This window comes from Nitrospinaceae bacterium, assembly GCA_018669005.1.
In the GTDB taxonomy this organism is placed as follows: domain Bacteria; phylum UBA8248; class UBA8248; order UBA8248; family UBA8248; genus UBA8248.
This window is the reverse complement of sequence record JABJAL010000073.1, coordinates 23,301-30,237: the sequence shown is the minus strand read 5'-3', so window position 1 is coordinate 30,237 and position 6,937 is coordinate 23,301. Positions and strand designations below refer to the sequence as shown.

At 56.8% G+C, this 6,937-nt stretch carries 6 protein-coding genes; 4 read left to right on the top strand and 2 right to left on the bottom strand.

Translation table 11 applies throughout. The annotated features are described in order from the left end of the window. The first annotated feature begins 69 nt into the window (after positions 1-69). The 4 genes from HOJ95_11655 (at position 70) to HOJ95_11640 (ending at position 3,404) form a co-directional block, all read left to right on the top strand. Positions 70-1,803, top strand: a complete 1,734-nt coding sequence (locus HOJ95_11655; GenBank protein MBT6395355.1) for a cytochrome c oxidase subunit I — start codon at positions 70-72, stop codon at positions 1,801-1,803. Positions 1,804-1,880: 77 nt separating this feature from the next. Further along, positions 1,881-2,468 (top strand): hypothetical protein, encoded by a 588-nt coding sequence (locus tag HOJ95_11650; GenBank protein MBT6395354.1) that lies wholly within the window; start codon positions 1,881-1,883, stop codon positions 2,466-2,468. Positions 2,469-2,528: 60 nt separating this feature from the next. Further along, entirely contained in the window at positions 2,529-2,810 is a 282-nt protein-coding gene (locus HOJ95_11645) for a hypothetical protein (protein ID MBT6395353.1), read from the top strand. Positions 2,811-2,990: 180 nt separating this feature from the next. After that, complete coding sequence (locus tag HOJ95_11640) at positions 2,991-3,404, top strand: hypothetical protein (GenBank protein ID MBT6395352.1); 414 nt, start codon at positions 2,991-2,993, stop codon at positions 3,402-3,404. Here HOJ95_11640 and HOJ95_11635 read toward each other — a convergent pair. Beyond that, positions 3,401-4,051 carry a molecular chaperone TorD family protein gene (locus tag HOJ95_11635; GenBank protein ID MBT6395351.1) on the bottom strand — a complete coding sequence of 217 codons (651 nt, stop codon included), beginning with the start codon at positions 4,049-4,051 and terminating at the stop codon, positions 3,401-3,403. The two genes, HOJ95_11640 and HOJ95_11635, sit on opposite strands and share 4 nt — an antisense overlap. Beyond that, positions 4,048-6,924, bottom strand: coding sequence for a molybdopterin-dependent oxidoreductase (locus tag HOJ95_11630; GenBank protein ID MBT6395350.1), 2,877 nt, complete (start codon positions 6,922-6,924; stop codon positions 4,048-4,050). Before HOJ95_11630 ends, HOJ95_11635 begins: the two co-directional genes overlap by 4 nt. Between the last annotated feature and the right edge of the window lie 13 nt (positions 6,925-6,937).

The window sequence follows — 6,937 nt, the reverse complement described above, 5'->3', positions numbered from 1 at the left end:
GTTGCTTCCCGGACCTATCGAATATTGAGCAAATTAAGAACTCATCTAACTAGATAATAGAGGGAAAACATGAGCGCAGCCGCCGAATCGACGCATGATGTCCCCCATGAGGCGCCGACGAGCTTTGTGAGCAAATACGTATTCTCAACTGATCACAAAGTGATCGCCCGGCAATATATTTTCATCGCCCTTTTCTGGGCCTTCGCCGGGGGCCTGTTGGCCTACATGATGCGCTGGCAGCTTGCCTGGCCCGAGACACCGGTATGGGGTTTCGGGTGGATTTCAGAGGACGCTGATTTCATGCCAACCGGCAGAATTGGCGCCGATGTCTATAACTCGCTCATCACCATGCACGGGACGATAATGGTCTTTTTCGTCGCGATGCCGCTGCTTCTGGCGGCGATGGGGAATTTCCTCCTTCCTCTGATGATTGGCGCACGCGACATGGCCTTCCCTCGTCTGAACATGCTCTCGGTCTGGCTGCTCGTTGTCGCCTCCCTTGTCCTTATATCCTCATTTTTCGTAGAAGCAGGCCCTGCCTCTGCCGGTTGGACGGGCTATCCGCCTCTCTCGGCGAGGGTGGACTACACGGGCGTCATATGGGGGATTGATCTGTGGCTCCTTGCACTGGCCGTGGAGTTCGCGTCTTTTCTAGTGGGCGGAATCAATTTTCTGGTGACCCCGATAAATATGAGAACCCGGGGGATGTCGTTGTTTCGCCTTCCGATTATGGTCTGGATGATAGGCATCGCCTCGCTGATCTTTTTGCTCTCTGTGGGGCCTCTTATTGCCGGTGCCGTATTCCTCTTGCTGGATAGAAACCTTGGGACGAGTTTTTTCCTCGCCGAGGGTGGGGGAGACCCCCTGCTCTGGCAGCATCTTTTCTGGTTCTTCGGCCATCCTGAGGTCTACGTTATCCTCCTGCCAGCCCTTGGCGCTATGATTGAGATTACCTCAACCTTTGCGCGTAAGACGGTCTACGGCTACCGTCCGATAATCTATGCCGTATTTATTGCCGGTATCCTAAGCTTCGTCGTCTGGGCTCACCACCAGTTCATCTCGGGTCTAGATCCAAGGCTCGCCACGCCCTTCAGTATCACGACGATACTCATCTCGGTTCCCTTCGCCTTTATCATGTTCTCGATGCTGGCGACCTTATGGAAAGGCTCGATTCAGCTCTCTGCGGCGATGTGGTTCGCCCTGGGCGGTATCTCGGTTTTCATATTCGGTGGCGTCACAGGCATCTTCAACGGCTCGGCGCCCGTGGACATATATATCCATGACACGCTGTTCGTCGTTGCCCACTTCCACAGCACGCTGTTCAGCACGGTGTTCCTGGCCGGATTCGGAGCAATTTATTACTGGTACCCGAAGATGTTTGGCCGCTTGATGAACGAGACCTGGGGCATTGTGCATTTCGTCGGCACCTTCTTCGGTTTTCTTGCCGTATTCGTTCCCATGCACCTAGTCGGCCTCGGCGGAATGGTTCGGCGCGTCGCCGACCACACAAAATATGAGCTTTTCAAGCCGCTCCAGCCCTGGAACGAGTGGATGACCTACGCCGCCATCGGTCTTTTCCTATTCCAGCTTCCCTTCGCGGTGAATTTCCTCTGGAGCATTTTTAAGGGCAAAGAGGCTGGCGAGAACCCTTGGGGCGGGACGACGCTTGAGTGGACCACGCCCTCGCCACCCCCGCATGGCAACTGGCCAGGGGCCCTGCCCGAGGTGCACAACATGCCGTACGAATACGCCGTCCCGGGTGTAGACAAAGAATGGGTGGCGCAGAACGATCCCGCCATCTGAGCCGGAGCGCCCGTAAAATAATTCTTAATGAGGCTTGCAATGATTTTTGCCAACACTGAACACGAGGGGAGATGAGAATGGATTCCGCAGCGGGCTCGCGCCCGGAAACGATGGAGGTTCCCTTTCCGGCGGCCAAGCTGGGGATGTGGTGGTTCCTCGCCTCGGAAATAATGGTGTTTGGCGGCGCGCTCGCCTCATTTATTTTGCTTCGGTTGGTGGGGCAGGAGTGGGCTGGCGACATCGAGCACAACAACGTCCTGCTCGGATCGATCAATACCCTCATTCTCTTAACCAGTAGCTTTACCATTGTTGAGGTGATGGCCGCGCAAAAGGCGGGCGATGAGGACAAGTTCGGCAAATATATGAAGGTGACGATAGGACTTGGCGTTCTGTTTCTCGTTATAAAGGGTGTGGAATACAGCACCCATATCCACGAAGGTCTGTTGCCGGATAAATCAATGTTCTGGGCATTTTATTTCGGGATGACGGGTCTTCACGCCCTCCATGTTATTGCCGGAATCATTGCGAACATAAGTCTGCTAGTGGTTGTCTCCAAGCCCGGCGGGCTGAAGCGCTTTGGTCATCGCGCAGAATACTGCGGCCTCTATTGGCACTTTGTCGATGTTGTCTGGATCTTTCTCTTCCCCCTGCTTTATCTGGGCTAGGGGCAGATAAGAGATATAAAATATTCGGGATGAATTTTTTAGTTTTACTCTGGAGGAAATATGTCCGCTGCCGAGAATCATGGACCGAAAAATATCGTCATCTGGGCCTATCTGGTCGTTCTCGCAATTGTTTCTGTCCTCGTGTCGAGGGTGCTGCCCCCACCGATCGATATGGTGGTGGTTATCGGTCTGTCCATTGCCAAGGCGGTTCTTGTTCTCACCTATTTCATGCACCTAAGATCTGAGAACATGTTTATTCATTCGTTGTTCTATGTTCCTCTTGCGCTTGTGGTCATCCTGTTCTTCGGCTTTATGCCCGACATCAATCACTGGCTCTATTAGGGGCTGATGTCTACTTTTCGTAGCATTTCCTAGCTTTTTCTGCGCCCATTGCGATGATATCGCTGCCGCTAGCCGCCAAGGTGGCGAGGATATATAAATAGATGCGTCTCATTTCCGGATCGGGACTTTCCCGAGGCAGTGAGCGGCGCGAGAGTATTCTATCTTTCCAGGAGTAGAGCATTGACCGATATCGGCGACACTTTTAAGGACGGCAATCTCAAGGAAGTGTCCGAGATGCTGACGAATCCTGCGCGGTGCGGCATTTTTCTCTCTCGCGCAAGGATAAGGCGGCTGGGCTTTGAGATGGGTCTTCGCTCCGGGGTCCAGAATCGCTCGCGAATGCTAGAAAATATGTTTCGCGAGGCCGGGGCCGAGGGCCAGATTGAGGAGTTGATCAAGCGAATTGAGGATGAGGCCGAACTCTGGCTTGGGCGCTTCAAGGTTTGGTCGAAAGAGTGCCCTCCGGCCAAGGGCGCCTGGAGCGAGTGGAGTAGCCGGGCGAGGGAGCTGAAACGCTCGCTTGGCAAAGCGAGAAAATGGGCCCGCGACATGGAAGAGGAAGCCCCTGGCGCCCCTTTTCAGTCGCAGGGCTAGATGGCCTTTAGTATTCCGTCGATGTGTTTTCTGTCTGCTAGCGTGAACTCGCGGGTCCATTTTGCGAGCGCACGGTAAAAACCTGTCTCGGCGTCTTCTTCTGAACTTACCATTAGCAGCGGCATCCACCTTAAGTAATGCGCGTCCATAAATTGCGCTGTGTGGTTTAGGCTTTGGACCGCTAGCTCCCGGTTCCCCTCTTGCCATGCCACCTCCTCGCGCCCGGCGAGGTGCGAGAGAAACTCTAGCTCGGCGCTGATGTGATCCATGGCCAAAAGCCCCGAATGTCGCGAGCCGCCGCTTCCAAGTCCCGGGTTGAAGCCCGTGGCGCGATAAAAATCCGTTACGCGGTCGGTGGCCTTTGAGTTGAGATGGCCGCTCTCGTCCATCAGCGCGGCCTCATAGGGGGGGCTTGAGAGTAGAAAAAGATTAGTGAAGTCCACCCGGAGGGCTTTGAGACCCTCCTCGGTTACTGTGTTCTCCTCCCCGTCGAGGAGGTGAGGGTAGTTCTCCCCCAGGAAGGCGAGAAGTTCCTCATCGGGAGGATCTAGAAAACAAGTGGCTTGAACCCGGTAGATTTGCCGCCTGAGGGCGGCCTGCTCGATTAACTCTTCCGGGGCGGGCGTTTTTCTCCACAGAGCATTCATTCGGGAAATTTATAGGCCTCGGGCTGCGGTCTATTGGGCCGATTGAACCACAGCGGACGCCTCAGGTTGTCCGGGCCAGGTGCGGGCCGGGTCATTTCCATCCATTTTTTGTAGTGCTCATAGCTCTTCTCTGTGTCCACCTCGATATCACCGTAGCGCTCGTGGGGTGCGGCCTTGAAGACCTTCACGGGCTGATGCCAGCAGTGCATCCCGCTCACCGGGTCCGGGTTAACCGGGAAGGTGAGGTTCTGGTTCACACCCACCTCGCGCCACCAAATCCGCTCGGTATCGGGGTCATCGCTTTTAAATGGCTGTGCGCCGTGAATTTGGCGCATGGCGTATTTGCCGTTTTCCTTTTCATCGATGCGCACTAGCGCCGAGGCAATCTTGGGCGCGCCCATGTCCTCGGTGAGGCGCCAGCGGCCCATGTGGTGTGCCATGGCGACGATACCGGGCTTGATGCTCTCGGTTACCCAGCAACGCGTCACGTAGTGGCCAATTGGTGTCTCGACGCGGGCCAGGTCGCCAGTCTTGAGGCCTAGCCGCTTTGCGTCCGAGGTGTGAACCCACAAAGGATTGTTGTGGGTAATCTCGTAGAGCCACTTCACGCCAGAGCGCGTGTGAATCAGAGTCGGAAGTCGATAGTTCGGCAACAGGTCGAACTCGTTTTTGTCGCGCTTCATGTCGCGCCAATAAACGTGGGTCTTCTCGTAGCGGGGAAGCACCTGCTCGGGCCATTTCCAATCGGCCATGGTACCGCTGTAGAACTCAAGTTTTTTAGACGGTGTGCCAAAGCCGTTGCGGGCTGCGCCTTTGCTCATGTTACCCACCGGCTTACCTCCCTTGAGGACCGCACCGCTTGTCTCGTCCACATCGGTGCCCTCTAAGGCCTCGGCCCCCATCTCGCGCATATGAACTTCAAAAATATTGTCCTCGGTGGTGAAGACGCCATACTTGCGCATGTACTCTAGCGGTGAGAGTCCTTCTTTTTCAGCGGCTGCAGGAAGCCCCGGCACATTGTTCTCAAACATGTAGCGGTAGTACTCATCAACGGTGATTTTCTCGCCGGGCCGGTAGGGGCTCTCAAAGTGTTTGCGGATGCCGAGCGAGCCGTCCGGGTCGATGCGCCAGGAGAGCTCAATTTGAAGCTCGTCCTCCTCCCATACCTCGCCGGGGTTCGTCTCGCGGCTGTCGGTGATGTTCTCGCCGAGTTTTTCGCGCGCCACGCGCATGACGGGCTGGCGAAGACCCACCCATCTGGCCGGATGCGTCTCCTGACTCTGATTGTCGTGCCTCTCGGTGGCGATTCCCATGGGAAGGACGTAGTCGGCAAACCAGGATGTTTCGTTCCAGGTGGGCGTGAGCGCCACGTGGCAGCCCATCTTGTCGTGGTCCTTGAGCATATTGATCCACATGAAGCCATCCGGGTTTGTCCAGACCGGGTTGTAGACACGCGTGAAATACGTATCGACCTTGTGGCCCTTGTCTTTCATAAGGTGCGGCATGAGGAAGCTCATCTCGTAGTGAGCAAGTGGATATTCTTTTGGGTACAGTAAATCGTTCCACACTCCCGGGCCGGGCGCCGGGTTCGGATGTGCCGGAGCGAACTTGTGCCAGCCTGCGAGGTGGGTTCCGCCCACGGTGCCGACGGCGCCGGTCAGGGAGGGCAGGAAGTGGAGGCAACGGGCGACCTGCCAGCCGTGGAGGTTACCCGTGGCGGCGGCGCGCCAGACATGGACGCACAGTTTGCTGCCCGCACGGGCAACGACCTGGGCCACCTCGGCGATGAGGTCAGCGTCCACCCCCGATTCATCGGCAGCGTACTCGAAGGTGAACTCGGCGTACTCTTCTTTCATCCGGGTGATGAAATTCTCGAAAGTGGACGCATCATTCGGATGCGTTGCCGCCATGTACTCGCCCCAGTTGAACCATTCCTCAACGAATTCGGCATCGAACTGGTCGGTGTCGAGCAGGTGCTTGGCAATGGCCAGGAGGATGGCAGACTCGGTGCCACTGTAGGCGGGCAGCCAGTAGTCGGCCTTGGCGGCGGTGTTCGAGAGGCGCGGGTCAATTACGATGAGCTTGGCGCCTGCCGAATGGGCCTCGATAATTCGTTGGGCCGAGGGGTTGTAGTAGTGGCCCGTGTCGAGGTGGCTGCTGATTAAAAAGATGGCCTCGGCGTTCGTGAAGTCGGGCGAGGGCCTATCGCCGCCATTCCAGAGGACCTGGCCGATGCGCGCCGAGGCGCTACACACGTTGGTGTGGCTGTTTTGCCCGTCGATGCCCCAGGAGGCGAGGGTGTGGAACATGAAGCCGTCCTCGCCGGGCCGCCCGACGTGGTAGATGATCTCGTTGCGGCGCTCCTCCTGGATGGCCTTGCGAATTCGCCCGGCGATGTCATCGAGCGCATCGTCCCAGCTCACGCGCTCCCATTTGCCCTCGCCGCGCTCGCCGGCACGCTTCATCGGGTAGAGGATGCGATCCGGGTCGTATATCTGGTTTACCGTCACCCAGCCCTTGGCGCAGTTGCGGCCTCTTGATGCCGGATGCAGGGGGTTGCCCTCGATTTTTCTGATCTTTAAATCATCTTTATCCACATAGGCCAGCAGCCCGCAGCCCGCCTCGCAGTTAAAGCAAAGGGTGGGCACCAGCATGTAGTTGCGGCGGACCTTATCGGGCCAATTGGTGCTCTCGTACTCGTGCCAATCGTCCCACTTATCAGGGCTCGGGTAGGAGACGAGCAAGCCGCTGGTATGAACGTGGTTTTCCAGGCCCGCCGGTGCGGGTGCGACGCCCTTCGAGAGAAGATCCGACCGACCGAGTGATTCGATGTCTCTTGCTCCTCGTGCCGCCTGAAGATGAGGCGCTGCCATGAAGGGTTCTCCT